Genomic DNA, 21,303 nt, shown 5'->3' with positions numbered 1-21,303 from the left:
GTGTGTTTTTATATCTATTTGGAAAAAGAACACCTGTTTTTAGGTTGAAGATAATCTACAATTATACTTGGGAGTATAAATACATAAAAAACTTATCTTTAACCGAGCTTTCAGATATCGATCGCTCTTATTCTTGATTTGCGATCGATTATTCAGCAAGCCCTAATTAGTCTCTATCTTTTACACCACCTGGCGCTGTCAGCATATCTCTGCTATTACAGTAGAGCTTTGGCTTCTGCAACCATCCCACACACTCACAGCTTACGGCTAGCAACCTACTTAATTATTTAAGGGCTGTGAGTGCTTTACTTCGTTCCGATTACACATTGGTTGAACATGACAGCGTAATGCTTTCCACCGGGTTTTTGGGCAGTGCAGATAAGTCAATCCGATAATTGCTTATGCCCTATCCTTGCCTTTTGGCTTGGTCTAACAGCCATTTGACCATCTATCATAACGGTGGTTCAAACACATTTTTGCTTTCGCTACGCATATGTTCTTGCTCGACAGCTACCCCATTCGGCTAAGAGTCTTTCTGCCTTTTATCCCCGCTTTATCCTGTTAGTTGCTACCCAACACAATAGGGGATATGCTTTTACCGCTGCACCTGCGGACTGGGACTTGACTTAATGCCTCATATCAATTCCGGTTGTATCGGAATGATTTAACCACGAAGGCGCGAAGGACGCGAAGGAAGAGAAGAGAGAGATTTACCATGCTTCTGGTGGCGCTTTTCCCAGTATTCTTTTAGTGAGGGGTCATCGGGACTTGCGTCACCCTTGACCTTTATATGGCGTTCAATGGCTGTATATGCTATCTGGTAAAGGACAAGTTCTTTATCCTTCCCTCGGCGGTCGCTTGTGGTGCAGGCGAACATCCATTTATTGCCTTTAATGGTTTTGAAGTAGCGCTTTCTTACCCATTTAGTGCCTTTGTTGGGGTGTCTACGCTTTGCCCAACGCCAAAGGTATTGCCATACTCGGTGTGAGATATAGCCGAAGGTTTCTTTGCTTACTACACCTTTATAGTAGTTCGCAAAACCCCGGAGAATAGGATTCAGCTTTTTGATGAGGACTTCCTGTTCTGCACCATTCAGGCTCTTAACCTCTTCACCAATCCTTTTGCAGAAGGCAAGAACCTTCTTTTTGGAAGGTTTGATTAAAAGTTTTCCATCGTAGTGTCGAGAATTAAACCCTAGAAAATCAAAGCCATCTTCCATTGACGTGATTATCGTCTTCTCAGAACTGAATTCAAGACCTCGTTCAGACAACCATGCTTTAATCAGGTTTTGTGCGACTGTGAGATTTTCTTTGTCTCTAGCCGTTACGATGAAATCATCGGCGTAACGCACCACACCAAGCTTAGGATTAGTGGCTTTGATATAATGTTCTAAGCCATGCAAACCAATATTGGCTAATAGAGGTGAAATCACCCCGCCTTGTGGTGTCCCTTGTTCGGTTTGATTCAGATTCCCTTGGTATACAAAACCTGCTTTTAACCATCCTTTGATGAGTTCTCTTTTTGGGAAATTGCCCATCATGTTCAGGATAGATTCATGGGCGATGTTGTCAAAGAAGCCTTTGATATCAGCCTCCAGAACCCAGTTGTGCCATCTTGATAGCAGATTGAAACCTTGTTCTATTGCATCAAGGCAGCTTCTTCCCGGGCGGAAACCATAGGAATTTTGCTCAAATATGGCTTCCCATTCGGGTTCGAGTGAGTTCTTTACTATTGTCTGTTCGATTCTGTCACGCACGGTCGGGATTCCGAGCGGTCGTTTTTTGCCGTTAGGCTTGGGTATTTCTACCCTTCGTGTTGGTTTGAGGTTTCCCCCTTCCCAATTATTTACCAGAATCACCCTTTGCTTTGGGGTATTGACGATTTCTTTGTCAATGCCAGCCGTTGCTTTACCTTGGTTGGTTTGAGTGATACGTCGAACTGACAGTAGTAGATTGGCGTAGCTACGAAGCATCAGCTTCTGCAAGCTTCTTAGCTTACGGAAGTTACCAAGCCTTCTCGCACGAAAGATTCTTTGACGCAGGTTTCTAATGGCTTTGTTAATTTTTCTCCAGTTGACCTGGTTCCAGTTCTCTAGCCTTTTCTTTAGTCCGTTTGTTGTCATTGCTGACACCATCTAACTTGTCCTCAGATTTGATTCCTTTGTGAGAGTTTCTCTCGTATAAGACCCAGAAGAAGTCTGCTTTCCTTTCGGTCAGAGGTGATGTTCCACCCTCTATCCATCCCATTACAGGCTGGCGTTTGCTTGTTCTTCCATCCTTTACCCGACAGAGTGTTCTGTCCTTGTTACCTTAGACTTACTAAGAGTATTCGACCTCTCTTAGACTCTGTGGGGCTTACCCTGTTGTGTCGTTTAGTTTTCTATCCCCCTTTAGGTGCTATCTATTCTGCGGTGGAGATGCGTGTTCACACGATTTATAGAAACCAAAACTATAAATCCTATCCACTTACCTTTTGGTCAGAGCCTGTCAGCCTGATTTGGCTCCTTTTCGTATAACGCAGTTTAAAATGATAGTTTACTTGCGTTCACCATTGGAGGATTCCCCCTTGCACGCTTACCGCTTTAGGCTAGCAGTTTCAGTTACTTTCGTGGTCTGCATTCCATCCCGTTCATTGCTTACTTGGGGCGCGACCGGACTTCAAATGAAGTCTTTTACGTGGGAGTAGCGGGTGTGAATCCGCTAGGGAAGTGAGCTTCCCATACTAAACAACCTTATCAGGTCGCGCTAGGTTAAACGAATCGCACACCGGAATTGATATTAAACAACAGCCGGAGCACCAACAACCTCACCCTTCAGCATCCGAGAAGCAGCATCTAGCAATTGCTCCTCCAAATAAGGCTTAGTGAAATAACCTTTCGCACCCAAACCGTAAGCCATTTGGCGGTGTCTGTCAGCACCACGGGAAGTCAACATCGCGATCGGCAACTCACACAAAACCGAATCCTTCTGCATCCGAGAAAGCAGCTCCAAACCATCCATTCGGGGCATTTCAATATCGCAGAACACAATATCGCAAGGCAAACCAGACTTCATCTTCTCCCAAGCTTCCTTGCCATCCCGCGCCTCTTCCACACGATAGCCAGACTTCTCGAAAGTAATCGAAAGGAGCGATCGCACCGTAATCGAGTCATCCACAATCAACACCGTCGGCTCAGCCTTCTCCTCCACCGGCTCAACAGGAACCCGATCGCCCCCATCCCACAAAGTACCACCAGCATCCTTCCGCAGCCTGCCAGTAGCCAAATCAATCAACTCCAGAACATCAGCGATCGCCACAATCCGACCATCCCCCAACACAGTAGCCCCAGCAATCCCCACCGGCTTGGGAACAGGCCCCTCCAACTGCTTAATCACAATTTCCTGTTCAGTAGAAACCTGATCCACCTGCACAGCCAAGAAATTGCCAGCAGAGCGCAACACAATCACCGAAATCATGTCATCGTCAGTATTAAAGCCATAAACACTGCCACGGCCCAAATGGCGATGATAAGCCAACAAATCTCGCAGCGGACGGAAAGGCAAAATCGAACCACGCCACTCAATGCAAGGAAGCCCATCAGCCCCCCTCGTCACCTGATCGCGAGGAACATCAATCATATCCTCAACCCCATCCATAGGAAACGCAATCCGAGCTCGATCGCTAATGCAACACAAAGCCTTAGAAATACTCAACACCAAAGGCAACCGAATCGTAAACACAGTCCCCTTACCAAGGGTAGAATCAATCCCCACAGTCCCCCGAATCTCCTGCAAAGAAGTCAAAACCACATCCATCCCCACCCCACGGCCAGCAAACTCCGTAGCCTGTTCCTGAGTGCTAAAACCAGGTCTAAACAACAACTCATAAACCTCCGAGCGAGTCATTCTCTGAGCCTGAGCCGCCGTCAACAAACCTTGCTTAATCGCCTTAGCCTTCACCCTCTGAGCGTCAATACCAGCCCCATCATCAGACACCGAAATTACGGTTTGATTTCCTTGATGAAAAGCCCGAATCGTAATCCTTCCCATCGCCGGTTTCCCAGCAGCCAACCGCACCTCTGGCGACTCAATGCCATGGGTAATGGCATTATTCACCAAGTGAGTCATGGGGTCATAGAGCTGATCCACAATCATCTTGTCAATCAAAATCTCCTTTCCTTCCACCTGCAACTGAGCCTGCTTCCCGCATTTAATCCCAACCTCCCGCACAGCACGGAATAAGCGATCGGTCGTCTCCGCAAAGGGCTTCATCCGAGCCTTAGTCAATCCTTCCTGCAACTGAGTAGTCACCTGTCGCAACTGACGAGTCACCTGATCCGCTTCATCCACCAAAAACTCAATATCCGCCGCCGACTCCCGCACCCGCACGATTAACTCAATAATCTCCTGAGCCAAACTGTGGAAAGGAGTAAACCGATCCATTTCCTCCGGCTTCCAAGCTCCCTCCCGCTGATGAGCAGAATCCTCCGATCGCCAAGCCGAGCGATGGCCCTGCCGATTCGCCAACAGCGCAATTTCTAGCAAACTCCGCTCATAAAAATCCTGAGTCCGTTGGCTGACATCACTCAATAAAGTCACCTGATGCAGCAAATTATCCAAAAACTGCCGCATCCGTTCCTGGTCCTGCTCCAAACTATTCCGATTCACCACCAGTTCCCCCATCAAGTTACTGAGGTTATCCAGTTGCTTCACCGGCACCCGCATAGTTTGGTCGCCAAACCCCTGACGCGGCCCCTTGGGTCGAATCCCCCCCGGACGCGAACTCATGCCCGCCTCACCCTGACGCACCCCCTCCTTGGGTTCATCCAGCAGAGCTTCCAAATCGCTAAAGTCATCCCGCCCCTGCTGGGAGGAACCTCTCGCCAGACCAAGAGTCGATCGCCCATAAATCTCCGGCACAGTCTTGCTCTCGCTCAACATCTCCTCCAAGTCAGAGAAAACCTCCGTACTCACAGGAGTTTGACCAGCGATCGGCACAACAGCCATTACAGCCTCCGTACCCTCCAGACTCAACAGAGACTCCAAATCATCAAAACTCTCCTCCCCATCCCCAGCAACCCCATCATTACCCCCAAAAAAGCCCGACAGCGAAGAACCATCCAACTCAGAAGCATCCGTCCCCGGCGATTCCTCCGTATCCCAAAAACCAGACGTCAGCTCAGATGTTACCAAAGCACCAGCATCGATCGAATCCAACAAATCATCAAAACCATCCAAATCAGCACTATCGAGAGTCGCACCAGTCTCCAGCGCCGCCAACAAACCAATCTCTCCCCCAAAACCCCCATCGGACAACTGCGACGACATCACCCCCAAATCACCACTAGAAACCGACCGAGAAAGCACCTCAAACAAATCATCCCCATCATCACCAGTCATAGCCGACAGACCCTCAAACAAATCCGCCCCATTTTCCTCCAAAGAATCATCCGCAACCACAGACACAGATGCCCCCAACTCCCCAGACGACAGAGCAGCGGCTTCCGAAGCGGAGACATCCATGCCCTCCCCAAACATATCCTCTAGCAAATCAAAAGTATTCTCATCGTCAAAATTCCGATTCATGGGACTATCCCCGCGACTGACTTTGACTGACCCAGGCTCCAACTCACCTTCTGGCAAATTAACCGCCAGACTATCGATCGCGCCCCCCATATTGCGCCCCGACAGAGACAACTCCACATCAGGAGATTCCGCAACATCCTCAAAACTCAGCCACTGCGCCGTGTTAATATCCTCCAAACCTTCATCCTCATGGTCAATTCCCGTCGGCACCGAGTCAAACAACTCCACCAAATCCGCTGCCTCCTGAGACCTCAAAAGAGCCCCACCCACACCAATGGGCTCCATCCCGACCTCCAGCCCCATCCCCGACTCCGACACACCCCCAAACAGAGCATCCAAATCTAGATCCGACTCCGAGCCATCCCCCAGAGAAGCCAATTCCTCCTGAGCCAAAGCATTTTCCAGCCAATTTTCATCGTCAGAAATATCCAAATCCGCATCTGGTGTCATATTAAATAAACTGTCAACTTCCTGGTTGCGTGCCTCCAGACCAGCCAAATCCCCATCATCCTTCCGTTCCGTGCTGTCACCTTCCGAGGACAAGAAATCCGAAGTAATTAAGAGCAATTCACTCAAATCCAAATCCACATCCGCCTCAGCCCCAGAATCTGCTACTTTCAGCAGCGATGACACCTCTGCCAGTTCCTGACTCTGGTCTTGGGGGGCGATCGCCGACAAAGAAACCCCCCCATCACCTTCATCCCAGCCAGCCAAATCCTCAAAAATATCCCCCGACGAGAGCTCGGAACTCTCCGATATCTCCAACTGTCTCGATAACCCATTATCGAAACCAACATCATCCACCAACGCCGCCCTAGCAGCCACCTCATCCAACAGCTTACCCAAGGGGTCATCGGACTCCTGAGACCCCGCCAAACCGCCTCCCGATCGCCCATCCACCAGTGGCACAGCACCCCGTGCCAGCATCCCATACCCATCTTCGAGACCCTGGGCACCATCGAATTCCCCCGACTCCCCAGAAAGCAAGTCCGAGCCAAACAGACTCGTCAAGTCTCCCACAGCGCCAACAGAGCCCACATCAGAAACAACCGTAGGGTAGTCATCCAGCAGCAAATCCGTGAAATCCGCCGAACTATCCCCATCATCCGGTTGCAGCAACCCCCTGGTGGGAAACCCAGAAATTGTAGTTTCCTCTAGCTCATCCTCCCCTTCCCAACCGCCATCAAGGTCGGGACTTTCCCCATCGAACAAATCAGCCAAGGTATTCAATTCCGCTGCCCCCACTTCAGGTCCGGTGCGAGCAGAAACCCTCCAACTACCCGATTCCAATTCGCCATCTCCAAATCCAGGCGAGTCACCAAACTGAGGCGATCGACCCCCACCATAGTCATTGGTATCCCCACTATCAAGCTTGTCAAACAACTCATCTATACTCAAGCCAGAAATGGTCGGTAACATCATTTGCTCTCCGCCATCGCCATCTTCAACCAAATTCCAGGCTTTATCTTCCTCAGTGCCGAGTCTGGAATTTACCCTTCCCGGCTGAGCAAAGGCTAATAGGTCCTCAAAATCTGTTTCGGAATCTGCCACTAGAGCCAACTCCCTCAGCCTCGCGCCCACGACAATGGAGGATTCCATCCCGGCGAGCACCAATTCCTGAGCCTGTTTGATATCCTTAATGGCGATCGGAGCCAAAGTACGGTAGGAATTTTCTGGATTAGCGATCGCCCTTTCCACCACCTCGATCAACCCTATCCAACAACCCAAACCAAACTCCTCCCCCGCCAACCGGAGACTCCCACAAATGTTTTTCAGCCGATTTTTGCTTTGGTTTGTCTCCGACTGCTTAAACTCCTGAAGCATCTCCCGCATCCGCGCCGGCACATCCGACTCAAAAACCATCCGCACAGAACCGAACGACACCTCTCCTCCCCAGCCCCCAGTCCCGCGGGATTCCACCACCGCCCCACTCGAAGCCATAGCCCCCATCATCCCCATCATGCTGACTGGCAAAAAAGGGCTGCTTTCTTCGCCATCACCAACCCTATATCCCACCAGCCCCCCCAAATGACCATTCAGCTCCTGGAACACCGGCTCCAAGTCCCTCACCATCTGCTCTCCTAGTTCTTCTGTGAGTCCAAAGGGTCCAGAGAGTTGTTCCAATAGTCCCTGCAAGGTATCAAATATTCGCAAAAACAAAGACTCTAGCTGCTGGTCTACCTTCACGCTGCATTCCTTAAGGATTTTGAAACTATCCTCCAGCCTGTGGGCTGTCTGCTGAATGCTCGTCAGCCCCAGCATTGCTGCTCCCCCTTTCACTGAGTGGGCTGCTCTGAATACTTCGTTCACCAATTCTGGGTCTTCGATCGTTGCTTGAAGGTTCAGCAACCCCTGTTCGATCGTATTGAGATGGTCCTTTGCTTCCTCAATAAAATAGCCCATGATTCTTTGTTGTTGCTCTGCTTGCATAGTTTTATTCCTTTTTTCTAATTTATTTCTCTGCTATTTGTTGGAGAGAATATCTTTTTTCTAATACTAATCCGTGGACTTTTAACATCTTGATTTCATTCTCGCTCGGAAGTTTTATCTGGGCATATCCTCCACTATTTTTGATAGTTCGCCGACCCTACAGCCCCTTGGCTCAACTTCGCTCAAAATTTCAGAAAATACATCTACTATGTCATCGTCCATCTGGGCAACTCCTAGTTTATTTAAGTGCTGATTTGGCATCCCCGCAGACATTTCAAGACTGCGAGGTTGCTTTTTTTATGCCATCATTTCGGCACTAATCTGCTGGTAATTCACTAAGCAAAACAAGCATTAGACAATTAATTATTGTCGGTCTACTGTTTCTACTCGGAATCTTTCCACCGAGGTCAAAAGGTCGCGAGCAACCCCTACCAAGTTTTGTAAAGCACCGGAAACTCGCTGTGCTTCCTGGGAGGTTTCCTGAGCGGTCAACTCCACAGCCTGCATAACTGCCCGTACCGATCGAGCCGTCTCGTTCTGCTCCACAGTATCGGCAGTAATCGATCGCACCAACACGTCAATTCGATTAGTTACTTGGATAATATCGTCGAGCGATCGCTTAGCCTGTTCTGCCAATTTTGTCCCCTCAATCACCTGTTGCGTCCCTTCTTCCATCGCTGTCATCACTGCCCCAGTCTCACTTTGAATTTGCATCACAATCTGTTCAATTTCTTTGAGAGACTTAGCCGATCGGTCCGCCAACTGCCGCACCTCATCTGCCACGATCGCAAAACCCCTGCCTGCTTCCCCTGCTCTTGCTGCTTCAATACTAGCGTTAAGAGCCAACAAATTAGTCCGGGAGGCGATCGTCGCAATTAAAGCCACAATCTTAGAAATTTCTTGAGAAGCTTCTGCCAACCTCTTGACTTTTCTGGTTGTTTCTGCTACTGTTTCTCGGATATCTAAAATCCCAGCCACCGTGCGATCCACAGCCTCGCCGCCTTTAAGAGCGGTGGCGGCAGCGCCCCGTGCTACTTCTTCAGCCTCTCTAGCACTCTCAGCAACCCGCTGAATTGCGTCCGTCAGCACCTGCACCGAATTCAGGGTTGCCGCCAGTTCCTCAGCTTGTCGCAGAGCATCGGAAGACAAATCCCCCGCAAACTTGGCACTATCAGTAGCGCCTTGGCTGACCTCCCTAGCGGCCTGCTTCACCTGGTGGACGATTTCTCGGAGATTTTGAATCGTCAAGTTGAACGAGTCAGCCACAGCCCCCAATACATCGGCCGTCACCTCCGCCGTCACGGTCAAATCACCACGAGCAGCACCTTCCACGTCGTCTAGCAAGCGAATCACTTGGCGCTGCAAGTCTTCCTTTGCCTGTTCCTGCTCGTCGGATTTGCGTCTGGTATCGCTAATAGTCGTTTGGATGGCCTTCGCCATGTGGTTGAATTTAGCAGCCATTTTGCCAAATTCATCTTCAGAATAAATTGTGGCACGAGCATTCAAATTGCCTTGAGAGACAGCATCAAATTGAGCTTGCAAATTGTCCGAAGAATTCCGTACCTGCTTGGCGATTAACTGACCGATACCCCAAGAAGTTAAAAAGCTGGTAACACCTGCTGCTGCGGTCATTACCCAGCCTGTTTGGCGCAGATAGACGATCGCCTCTGGCTTATCCTGCCGCAACGCTTGGTAAGAAGCAATGTTGGTGACAAAAGCCACAGCTACCAGAGAAACCAGTCCGGCCCCGACTGCTGTGTAAAAATGCTTGGCAGCCAAAGGGGCATTTTCTAAGAAAGCCAGACCACCCTGTTCCACAGTGACAGCAGCATCAATAGGCTCTGTTTCCGTCACCGTAAAAGTTTGCGCCGATGTATCGGCCGGACCACTCATGCTAAATATCTCATCATCCCGAATAGCCGAGCCATCGGTATTATCGAAATCTAGACTGCTGCTGGTAGTCCCCATCATGCCGCTATTCGAGCTGCCAAAATGAGTGCTACCCCTAGTCAGAATCGAACTATTGACATCTTCAGAAATATCAAAATCTGGCAAATTGCCCAAATCATCAAAAGCATCAAATTCATCCAAAAAATCGCTATGTTCTGGAGAATTACCAGCTTTTGATGACCAATCGCTGCTGGCCGCTCCCCCAGCTCCGAAAGAAGTCAATTGTTCGGAAGTGTCGAGAGAGAAAGAGTCATTAAAAGCATCGTCATCAAAAGCGTCTAACTCAAAACTATCCCTGGAGCCGAATGCTACACTCGAAGAATCGCCGTAACCATTACTTTGGGAAGTTCCATCGCTCGAATTCAAACCTCCCCGCCTCCCCCTGGGACTTTGAGAGTTGGGAACAGCACCGCCCATCAACAAAGTTTCATCTTCAGCCAGGGCATAATTTGACGAGTATTCCCCATTGGTTTGGGGCACTCCAAATTCCCCTGGGAGTTCCTGGGCGAAGGGGTCTGCATCTTCTATATCGTAGTTATGATTTTGACCGATCGGGGGTGAGGAAGAGAAGTCATCCAAATCATCGTCCAGGTCAAATTCATCTGGTAAGGAGCGGGGTACAAAAGATTCGTCAAAATTGTGGGATGGGCTCGTGGGATAGTTTACTGGGTTCAAGTCGATGTCATTGTCAACTTCGGGAGCAGCAAAGCCCCTACCATTGAGAATCTGAGTCGGAGCTTCTGAAAACGAATCTGGCTCGTAAGGAACTGATTTGCCAGACACTTTGCTGTCTTCAAAGGCATCATCTAATCCTTCGTGCTCTTCTAAGGCAAAAGCATCTCCAAAGTCTGAACTCGCAAATTCCTCGTCTAGTGGACCTGTCGCCTCAGCGTAAGCAGCCATCCCACCAGAATCGCTCATAAAGGGGTTAGAGGCCATGGTTAAATCGGCAGCACCGATTTCATTGTCGTCTTTTGGTTCCCATCCCAAGGCACTCATTCCCAAGTCTGCTAGGTCTTCATTTTCCATACCATTCGGGGATGGGTTCTCCCAGTCCATGCCACCGGCATCTCCTGAGAAAAGTTCAAAATTGGGGTTTTCTAAACCTACATCCAGAGATTTATCTGGGTAGAATTCCAATTCCGTTTCGGCATCAAAATTTTCTGATGGCAATTCTCCGGGTAAAAATTGGTCTGTGTAATTAATCCCGTTATGAGCGTGTTCAACCAAGCTTTGGTCGTCGCTCAAATCCAGCACTACTGCGTACTGTTCCCGTGCCACTTCGTAGTCTTCTAGGCCGTAACAATATATGTGTCCGCACAGCAGACGAGCGCTAGGGTCTTCGGGAAAATCTGCTACTAATTGACAAACTAGAGCGGCGGCTTCTGGATAGTCGCCTTCCATGTATGCCGCTTCGGCTCGTTGGTAGTCCTGCTGAAAGTTGGTACTTGTTGCCATTTGCCGCCCCATGTTGGATTTTAGATTTTAGATTTTAGATTTTAGATTTTTATCTTGAATGTTAGATACGCGGCGCTGTGACTGTTTGTGATTAGACTCAATCGAAAATCGCCAATCTAAAATTGATTTCACGCTGCCCACCGCGCCGAGCGCAGAATTTTCACTTGATCTAGCAGTCGTAGCACTTTCTGACCTGGTTCGCCTAACATCCATTCTCCTCTGAGAAATGGCATCATGCCATCTGGTGCATTGTTCTGCGAGTGCAGTTGCTCGACATCGAGCCAGTCCATGCCCACAATTCGATCGACTGCTAATCCCAAAATCGTATCTTGGTCTTCTACAGCTACGATCGGAATTTCCTGTCTGTCGGTATTCAGAGGTGTTTGGTCTCCCAGAAATTGGCCCAAGTCTGCCACCCAAATGACACGCCCTCTCATGTTTAGCGTACCTAAAAGCAAGGAAGAAACGTTAGGAATTGGTGTCATGCGGTCTGGGGAGGGGGATAGTACCTCTCTAATCCCTGTCGCTGGCAGCGCGAACTCATTGCCCGAAGGTACATAAAACCGCAGGTGCAGCTCGCCTTCGGGAGTTTCTAGTTCTTGGAATTCGGGAGCATGATCTATACCTAGTCCTGGTAATATGAAGTCTGGGCCGCCACTAATCATTTTTCTGACACCTGCTTTTTTAGCAAATTATTGAGGGTTCCCGCCAAGCTTGTCCCATCGAAACTTGACATAGCCAAGCTTGACATAACCAAGGCGTAAATGGCGTGACTGCTGGATGTGTTTGGCAAGAGAAGCGCGGACGCCATGAACTACATTAGCTCTGAGGTCTCGCGGTTTTGGTCAATCAGAGAAGGCTTTTTGTGAAGAAACAAGTATATTATATTTGTACTTTGAGCCTGTGTGGCCCACTTGAGTCGATAAATTATCCAGAGTAGCACGACAGGATTTTTTGGCGATTATCTATTATTTGTTTAATAAATGAGCCTGCGAAAGCGAGTGTCTTTACTGATAATCCAAGCTTTTTTGGGAATCGCGCAGGGTTTGAACAAAATGGTCGTAGATTTGTCTATAAGTGTACCACCTTGTCTATTTAATAGCTAGCTAGGTACTAGCTCCACTGTCGCCTCTGGGTAACCAGGACCCACATATTTTTCTACCAGCATTAATAACTCGTTTTCACCAAAAGGTTTGGTGATGTATTCAGTAGCTCCCGCCATCCGAGCTTGAACCCGATCGATAAATCCGTCAATACCCGTTAACATCACGATGGGTGTCTGTCGGAAAGCACTAGAACTACGTAGCATAGCGCAAATTTCGTGACCGTCTAGTTCCGGCATGGCAATGTCGCACAAAATTAAATCGGGTTTGAGTTGAAACACTAAACTCAGGGCTGTGAGGGGACTACTGATGCCCGTTGCTTGGTAGCCATGTTCATTCAAAATCGACTCTACGGTCTTGCGAATCACATTGTCATCGTCAATACAGACAACTATGGGAACTTTGGTTTTGGGGGAAGACCATTCTTTTTTGTTGTTAGCTGGGCTAATAGACTCAAAAAATACCTGCACCAATCCCTGCTGGACGAAGGGATAAATTGCCTTAGCCACAGTCAACACATCCCGGTTGAGGTAGCGCGCCATTTGGCGGATAGAAGTGCGGCCGTCAGCCCAGCGTTTGAGAGTATTAAAAGTATTGACAGGTAGGGCGACTTGCAACTCGGTGGGGTCTGAAATCACCGGACATTGGTTGGGCGACTGAATGTGAGGGTGAAACTGTTTCCACTGCTGCACCTGTTTGACAATTTTCGCCAGCAAGGAGCTAATTTCTAAGCTGGTTAATTGAGGAGCTAAGGCAGAACCCATTTCAAAGGTAAAGGAACCCTGATGGAGACTGAGCAAGTCAAATAGGGTTTCGTGGATCATGCTGTGGATAATGTTGCGCCCTTGAGCTGGGGTGAGGATGTGTTGTTCTAGCAGCGCCCACAGGTAGCCATATTCTGGAGCATTGGTAGAAGCCATATAGGGAACTTCGATTTTGTCTAGGGCCTTTTCTGCTTTGTAGCGGCGCAGGTAGTCCCGCAGGCGAAACAAACTTCCCGCACTCTGGGTAGCGTAAATAATCTGACCGTTGAAGCAGAAGACATACCAGGATTGTCCGGCTGGGGAGCGCGGGGTTGGGTGAGTACCCGTGCTGGCACCTATGGAGGAGCTGTAGGTCTCTACGAACAGTTCTCCGGTTCGCTGACCTAACTCAATCAGTTGCAGGATGCTGCGGATGTCTATTTCACTCAAATTTCCCTGCATGGAGCTAAAATTTTCTCCTTAAAACCGTTGGCGTCTGAGTTCAAAAATGCTATTTGGTGGCGGGAACTCAATTTTTTTTCCCATCTAGATTTCCATCGACAACAAACTATTTTGTGACCAATCTTCAAAAAACCATTCACCCCAGCATTAGTTTAGCTGTAGGGTGTTGGTGGTGAATCTCTGTTTGCTCGCCCCTTGGGAGGAAACAGGCTAAGGCGTTACCCTATTGTGACATACTCCCTCTCTCATTCAGCAGAACCTAGAACCTAATTGAATAGATACATTTAACCAGGTAAATTTAGGAATGTAACTAAATCTACTTTGAAATACTCACCTGGCAACTCTCTCGACCAGATTTTTTGTCAAAAGGAGTAGAGCCAAACATAGAGGGCTAATACCGGCTGTTAAATTTTTTAACTTTTGGTGATGGCAGTCTCCGCAGTTTTGCTATTCTTTTTAAGAAAGTGGCATTGATTGTGCCTAGGAGAAGTTGAGAAAGTCGTAGATAAGGCTTGATTGACGCTCCAAGTCGAGCATTGCTGTCGCTTGCTGCTAAAGTTGGGAAGGGTTTTAGGCAGTTGTCAAAATACATAGGTTTGTCTAGGTTTTATCAGAATTTGACAAAAACCAACAATAATTGTGATAAACTGGGCAAACGCTTGATTAGTGCGGGTTGCTAAAGCTTACTGGGTGTGAAAACCACAGAAAACACTTGGCACAAAGTGATCGTCAAAAAACCAAATATTTCAAGTCCTCTGCTAATCAAGGCAGTCTCTAACTGGGAAGAGTAGGCAAACCTGAGCAATCAGGAAGCATATAGCACTTGCTCTAGGCAAAACATAGACCGCTAAGTTTGATTTACAGATTTCTGTAGGTTTTTAGAAGCGGTTAATCTTTAGAGATTACTACATGAGATTAGGGAGAGTTTAGCCCGAAATTACGCCTGTGGACTGGAAGGAGCCGACTCCCCAGGGTGAAGCAGGAAGTGAAGATTGAGTCTGCTGAGAGTAGATGCGATCGGCTTTCACAGAACGGATACTGCTATCGACAAATTGCGCAAACGACACCAAAGAGAGGACTATCAGCGTGCTGTATCTAGCAGAAGTACAAAAACAGAGAAGCGGCTTTGGTCTCGGTGGCGGTAAGGCTGAACTAAAACTGCTAGCTTGTCAGCGGGGCGAACATAATTGGATCGCTGTACCTGGGGATGATGTGATTCCAGTGGAGGAAGCTAATAAGTTTAACGACGGCACCCTGGTGCTGGTTGAGTTAAGCGCTAGTAAGCAGGTGCAGCGAATTCAGGAAGCTGCGCGCCAATTGGTGAGTATTCTCCAAAATTTCTCGCGCTTGCAGGATAAGTTTAAGGATAAGGAAGAGGAAATTGAACAGTGGAAGGCTTCTCTGACTTTTTCGAGTCAGGAACTAAATCGCCGTGAAATGGAAATGCAAGCCCGCGAAGAGCAGTTGGCTCACATGGTGGATGAGTTGGAGCGGCTGGAGGCGCAGCGCTCGGAAATTGAAAATACTCGCGATGAAGCTCATCGATTGCGGGAAGAAGTCGATCGCTCTCGTGCGGAAATGGAGATGGCTTGGGAACAGTTGCGGGGCGAGCAGCAGCGGGTGGAGCAGCAGCAGTCTCAGGTTCAGCAAGGGGCGGTGGTAGATGAGAAACAGGCCCGTAGAATTCAGGAGTTAATGAACAAGCTTTCGGGGGCGATTGCTTCGGCTCAAGGGGTGCGGGAACAATTGAATCAGTCTTTTGGGGTCGTGGGGGCTCAACAGGCAATTTTGGATCTACACTGGCAGCAGTTGGAGCAACAACGGGCCAATGCTCAGCAGCAGCAAGCAGAGGTCGATCGCCAACTTCCCCATATCCAACACCGCTGGGAAGAGTGGTATCAAGCTGTGGATGCTGTGACGCAAGCCAAGGTGGAGAGCAAGGGCCTGCAAAGTACGTTGAGTGCGAAGGAAGAACAGTTTCAGTTGTTTTCTGCCCAGGTGAGGGCTCTGGAGGCTCTAACGAGACAAGTTTCCGGTATGGCTCAAGGTTTTGGGCCTGTGGCTACAGAGCAGCAAGTAGATGTGCAAGCTCTGGAGAAAATGTCGATAGATGAGTTGCAGGGGCTAGTTCAAAACTTGCAACAGGATTTGGAAAAGGTGTTTCGGTTTGTTAACGATCAAGAGGAGGAGTTGACTCTCCAGCAGCAAACTATCGAGGAATTGCAAGCGAAAATTCAAGCTGCTAACGAGTACGATCGCATGGAGATGTCTAATGAAATGGCCGATGAACTCGAAAGTTATCAGATGTTGAATGAAACTCTCGTGGGACAACGACTGCGCTTGCAGGAACGGGAGAGTATTTTGAAGCAACATCAGGCGGTGCTTTGGAAACGCTTGGGTACTGCTAATCCAGCATCGCGAGAGGGACAGATTGATTTGGGGCCGGTCATCGCACAATTGGAAAGTCAGCGCCAGCAGCAGCAGCAAGATTTGCAGAAACTGGAGCAGGAAATTCAGCAGTTACGACAAGCCATAGCTCAAAATGATGGCAATGTTAACCGCAAAACTGGGGAACTGGAGGGTCAACGCCAGGAAATTAAACAGTTGGAGCAGAATTTGTTTAACCAGAAAAGTGCTGTGGCGGAACTCTGGGGCAGGGTGAATGTTTATCAAGAAATGTTGCAGCCGGTTCAGGATAATTTGAGTGGGCTGCGTCAAAAGTTGGAAGCTGTGGGGGGGGAACTCGATCGCCTTGAGCAAACTGGAGAACAACAAGATCAGACGATTTCTCAGTTACAACAGGTGATTTCGGGTTTGATTAGTGGGTAAAAAGATAGTAGATATATCCCCGACTTTTGTAAGAAGTTGGGGATATAATTTAGAAACCTACAGCAAAAACTCAGTGAGGTGGAAGAATCAGAATCAGTTCAATCTTTCGGATTTTATAAATCAAAGTATAATATCGTTTCCGGCTGCATCGTCAGGTGATTTAACCGCAGAGAACACTCTTGACACAGAGGGAGAGAATAGAGATCTGAATCATTCAGATGCTACCGGATTTGATATAACTTGGGAAATTCGCAAGAATACAAGCGCCGACTGGAGGAAATCAGAAGAGACTAACACTGTCGCAGTTAATCACCCATCTCCCACCATCCAAACCAGCATTCCCAAAATTTCATCCACCGGAGGCAACGCATAGTCATTAAGGTCGATCGATACAATTTTTTCCTCTAGTTTCATAAATCGCCACTGCGTGCCGTTACTGCCAAACGATCAACCCCTATTGTTCGATAAATTGTATCTCTTTGTTGATAACTCCGCCCCAAAGAACTAATCGCATTTTGCAAATCTTCGACGGATTGACAACTACCACCAACTGCACCAGCCATGGTAGTGATGTGCTCTTCCATCAATGTGCCACCAATGTCATTGCAACCCCATTTCAGGGCTTCTGTAGCTCCATCTAAACCTAATTTCACCCAACTTGGTTGATGATGGGGAATCAAATTTCCTAAGAAGATTCTGGAGACTGCGGTGAGCAATAATGTATCTGCTAAAACTGGTTGGTCGCGGCCGACTCGACTCCGCAAAGGTGCTGGTGCTTGCTGTCCGACAAAGGGCAATAAAATAAATTCTGTAATGCTAGCTGGATAGTTTTGGTCGATCGCACTTTGTTGGAGCGATCGCACTTTTTCTAGATGCAAAACCTGCTGTTCGGCAGTTTCAATATGGCCACAAAGCATGGTACTGGTTGTTGGCAATCCCAAACTGTGAGCCGTACCCACAATTTCCAGCCAAGTTGCCGTATCTGTTTTTTCCGGGCAAATAATCCGTCGTACTCCATCGTCAAGAATTTCCGCTGCGGTGCCGGGCATGGAACCAACTCCCGCATCTCGCAAAGCCGAAATTACATAGCTGAAACTCAGGCCATCTTCCCTGGCAATGAATTGTATTTCTTGTGGCGAAAAAGCGTGCAAATGTAATTGAGGGAACTCATCTTTAATTATTTTCACCAATTGCAGATAATAAGGCAAAGATGCGCCATTGAGTTTGGCGTTAAGATGTAATCCCCCCTGCATACAAATTTCTGTAGCACCCCGCTGCACTGCGTCTGTAGCTTTTTCCAGGATTTGGGCCCAGTCTAACCAAAAAGCGCCCTCATCTTCCTGATTGCGGCGAAATGCACAAAAACTGCAATGCTGCTCGCAAATATTGGTGAAATTAATATTGCGGTTGATAACATAGGTGACAACATCTCCTGATTGTCGGCGACGCAGCAAGTCAGCAGTTGTTTGAATCGCAGCTCGCGCATTTGGTTCTGTTTGCTGCAAAAGTACCAAGGCCTCTGCGGTGGAGAGGTTATAACCTTGTAAAGCGCGATCGAGAATGGCATCCACAGTTTATTTTCCAGCTCAGTTACAGAATCACGACCTAGAATTACAGGCGTTCTTAGATTTTAACAAACCAACTCTAGACGAAACATATTCTCAAGTCTACAGTCATCGCACAACATATTTTACTTTCGGAAAACAGGAACTATGAACTTAAATCAAGTAAATCAGCTCTTGCCAGTACCGACGAACCCTTTGGAAATTCCGGCTGCACCGACTGTAGCTTCAAATTCTGCGACAACAGGGGAACCGCCCATTTATTTTTCCCTGATAATTCCCACCTACAACGAGTGCCAAAATATCAAAAAGATCGTCGAAAAGCTGAGCCAATTGCTTGATGGTAGCCTTGCCGGTGACTACGAGATGATTGTAGTGGATGACAACAGCCCCGATCGCACCTGGGAAGTTGCCCTATCCCTGACACTCGACTATCCGCAATTGCGCGTGATGCGACGCGAGCACGAGCGAGGGCTTTCTACAGCCGTGATTAGGGGATGGCAAGCTGCCAGAGGTGAGGTTTTGGGCGTAATCGATGCCGACTTGCAACATCCGCCAGAGACGCTGTTGAATCTTTTGGCAGAGATTAAGCGGGGAGCCGATTTGGCCGCTGCTAGTCGCCACGTTGCCGAAGGTGGAGTCAGCGACTGGAGTATGATGCGGCGATTTTTATCGCGGGGAGCTCAGACTTTGGGATTGGTGATACTACCGGGGGTTGTGGGCAGGGTTTCCGATCCCATGAGCGGCTATTTTATGGTGCGCCGCAGTTGTATTGCGGGCAAAATGCTGAATCCCGCCGGTTACAAAATTTTGATTGAAGTGCTCGGCAGAGGGGATATCCGCTGGATTGGAGAAGTTGGTTATGTGTTTCAGGAGCGCCTTGAAGGGGAGAGCAAAGTTACCTGGAAACAGTATATTGAGTATTTGCGACATTTGCTCCGGTTGCGGTTTGCCCGCTGGCCCATGGGCAAGTTTATACGATTTGGTTTAGTGGGTTTCAGCGGGGTGTTTGTGAATATGGGGGTTTTGTACGTGCTGCGAAATTTCTGCAAGTTGGAACTGACTCGCAGTTTGATTGTGGCTGCGGAATTGGCAATTGTTAGTAACTTTTTGTGGAACGATCTATGGACTTTTGGGGAAATTTCTAGGCGGCAGCGAGGCAATCGCCAACGCTTGAAACGACTGTTGAAATTTAATACGATTTGCTTGATGGGTTTGATTTTGAATGTGCTGCTGGTGAATGTGATGTTTAATATTTTTGGGATGAATGAATATTTGGCTAATTTAATTGCGATCCTGGCTGTTACGTTGTGGAATTTCTGGATTAATATGAAGCTGAGTTGGCGGGTGACGGATGTTAATTAGGGAATTGGGAATTGGGAATTGGGAATTGGGAATTGGGAATTGGGAATTGGGAATTGGGAATTGGGAATTGGGAAAATAACCAATAACCAATAACCAATAACCCAACGACTGCGTTTATCCTGAGCGTAGTCGAAGGGCTCAGGGCGACGCCTATAACCAATAACCAATAACTCATAACTAATGACTAAATTAATGATTAGGAATAAACAACTGTTGTTGGTATTATTGTGGATGGCGATCGCCTTGATGTTGCGATTTGCTAATTTGGACTCGAAACCACTGTGGACGGATGAGTTTTCCACTTTAGTTTTTAGTTTGGGCAACAGTTTTCGAGGTGTGCCGCTCGATCGGGCGATCGCTCTTTCTAGTTTACTGGAACCACTGCAATGGAGTCCCACTGCTACCACTGGCGATGTGCTGCATAATTTACTGCTAGAAAGCAATCATCCTCCGGTTTATTTTATGCTGGCTCACTGGTGGATGGATTTGTTTAGGCCTTCTGCCGATAGTTTAGTCTGGATTGGGCGATCGCTCCCAGCTTTATTGGGTGTAATTTCCGTTCCAGCTATTTACTTTTTGGGCAAATTTGCGTTTAATTCTCCTCTAGTTGGTCAATGTGCTGCTGCGATGATGGCAGTTTCTCCCTACGGTGTTTATCTAGCTCAAGAAGCTAGACATTACAGTTTAGGAACTTTATTAGTTATTGCTTCTTTGTTTTGCTTATTTTTAAGTATTAAACGCATTCAACAACGGGCGCTAATTCCTCTTTGGACTGTGGCAATATGGTTAATGTTTAACTGTTTGGGAATAGCCAGTCACTACTTTTTTGTTCTCACTTTATGTGCGGAAGCAATAGCGTTAACTGCTGTAATCGCCCACTCATATAATGAAAAATATCCTATTTTTTTTAAGCTAGAAAATGAATTTAAAAAAAATCACTCTCCTTTCGGTAAATCTAAAAATATCTGGCGATTATTGGCAGTGGCTAGCGGTACGGCTGCCGGGGGATTAATATGGGTTCCCATATTTTTTTCAAATAAATATGGCAGTGAATTAACTAATTGGATTGTTAGCGGCGATCGCACTTGGTTGAATTGGATTAGTCCAATTTTTCAAGCTTTGGCTGGATGGATTACTGTGATATCTTTGTTACCCGTGGAATCGTCAAATCTGGCAGTAGTGATTGCATCGGCGATCGGGATGACTATCTTTTTTGTCTGGGCGCTTCCCTTGGTGTTTGGAGCGATTAAAACTGCTTTAAAAAACCCGGATACTGTTTTAGGTACTATCATTTTTTGCTGGTTTGTAGTAGGAGCAATTTTCCTATTCTTTAGTTTTAAATATATTCTTGATATTGACCTCACTCGTGGCGCTAGATACAATTTTGTTTACTTTCCAGGGGTGATTTTATTGTTAGGAGCAGCCTTGGCAGTTCTCTTTGACACACCTACAGTAAAAAGTCAATGGTTTAATTACCCATCTATGGAAACTTCTGGTAAAAAAGCTGTTTTACTAATTTTATTAATGGGTTTGGTGAGTGGTGTTACAGTAAATTCCAATCTGGGTTATCGGAAGTATTACAAACCCGATCTTTTGGTGCCCATTATCCGCGAAGTATCACAAGTTCCGGTGTTGATTGCTACTACTCAAAAGACTCATGTGGAAATCGGGGAATTGATGGGTATTGGGTGGGAAATTAGGAAGAGGGAACAAGAACCCCCCCCAACCCCCCCCAAGGGGGGAACAAGTCAGAATGGGGCTGTTGGGGGGAAGTCGGAAGAACCCCCCCCAACCCCCCCCAAGGGGGGAACAAGTCAGAATGGGGCTGTTGGGGGGA

At 47.7% G+C, this 21,303-nt stretch carries 10 protein-coding genes; 4 read left to right on the top strand and 6 right to left on the bottom strand.

What is annotated here, in order from left to right; genetic code table 11:
- Positions 1–664: 664 nt before the first annotated feature.
- The 5 genes from ltrA to AAFP11_RS24985 form a co-directional block, all read right to left on the bottom strand.
- Entirely contained in the window at positions 665–2,122 is a 1,458-nt protein-coding gene (gene ltrA / locus AAFP11_RS25005) for a group II intron reverse transcriptase/maturase (protein WP_341739458.1), read from the bottom strand.
- A gap of 655 nt (positions 2,123–2,777) precedes the next feature.
- The gene (locus tag AAFP11_RS25000; protein WP_341739457.1) at positions 2,778–7,994 is read right to left on the bottom strand and encodes a response regulator; all 5,217 of its coding nucleotides are present in this window, start codon (positions 7,992–7,994) and stop codon (positions 2,778–2,780) included.
- A 363-nt stretch (positions 7,995–8,357) separates the two neighbouring features.
- Positions 8,358–11,402 carry a methyl-accepting chemotaxis protein gene (locus tag AAFP11_RS24995; protein ID WP_341739456.1) on the bottom strand — a complete coding sequence of 1,015 codons (3,045 nt, stop codon included), beginning with the start codon at positions 11,400–11,402 and terminating at the stop codon, positions 8,358–8,360.
- Positions 11,403–11,530: 128 nt separating this feature from the next.
- On the bottom strand, positions 11,531–12,064 hold the full coding sequence (locus AAFP11_RS24990; protein WP_341733313.1) for a chemotaxis protein CheW: 534 nt from the start codon (positions 12,062–12,064) through the stop codon (positions 11,531–11,533).
- 440 nt (positions 12,065–12,504) lie between these two features.
- Positions 12,505–13,710 (bottom strand): response regulator, encoded by a 1,206-nt coding sequence (locus AAFP11_RS24985; RefSeq protein ID WP_341739455.1) that lies wholly within the window; start codon positions 13,708–13,710, stop codon positions 12,505–12,507.
- 1,086 nt (positions 13,711–14,796) lie between these two features.
- On the opposite strand from AAFP11_RS24985, the gene hmpF reads away from it, so the two are divergent.
- Positions 14,797–16,539 carry a pilus motility taxis protein HmpF gene (hmpF, locus tag AAFP11_RS24980; RefSeq protein WP_341739454.1) on the top strand — a complete coding sequence of 581 codons (1,743 nt, stop codon included), beginning with the start codon at positions 14,797–14,799 and terminating at the stop codon, positions 16,537–16,539.
- Between the two features lie 410 nt (positions 16,540–16,949).
- Here the strand turns inward: hmpF and cofH are convergent, their stop codons facing one another.
- Positions 16,950–18,110 (bottom strand): 7,8-didemethyl-8-hydroxy-5-deazariboflavin synthase subunit CofH, encoded by a 1,161-nt coding sequence (gene cofH, locus AAFP11_RS24975; RefSeq protein WP_341739453.1) that lies wholly within the window; start codon positions 18,108–18,110, stop codon positions 16,950–16,952.
- Here cofH and AAFP11_RS24970 point away from each other — a divergent pair.
- From AAFP11_RS24970 to AAFP11_RS24960, 3 genes are all read left to right on the top strand, one after another.
- Entirely contained in the window at positions 18,100–18,255 is a 156-nt protein-coding gene (locus AAFP11_RS24970) for a hypothetical protein (protein ID WP_341739452.1), read from the top strand. The two genes, cofH and AAFP11_RS24970, sit on opposite strands and share 11 nt — an antisense overlap.
- The gene (locus AAFP11_RS24965) at positions 18,252–19,466 is read left to right on the top strand and encodes a glycosyltransferase family 2 protein (RefSeq protein WP_341739451.1); all 1,215 of its coding nucleotides are present in this window, start codon (positions 18,252–18,254) and stop codon (positions 19,464–19,466) included. The genes AAFP11_RS24970 and AAFP11_RS24965 overlap by 4 nt, the downstream gene beginning before the upstream one ends.
- 180 nt (positions 19,467–19,646) lie before the next feature.
- Positions 19,647–21,303, top strand: a 1,657-nt coding sequence (locus tag AAFP11_RS24960; RefSeq protein ID WP_341739450.1) for a glycosyltransferase, incomplete at its 3' end; no start/stop codon positions are given.

Origin of the sequence: Microcoleus sp. CAWBG640, assembly GCF_020883015.1 — a bacterium.
GTDB classification, from domain to species: domain Bacteria; phylum Cyanobacteriota; class Cyanobacteriia; order Cyanobacteriales; family Microcoleaceae; genus Microcoleus; species Microcoleus anatoxicus.
This window is presented reverse-complemented; position numbering and strand designations above follow the sequence as displayed.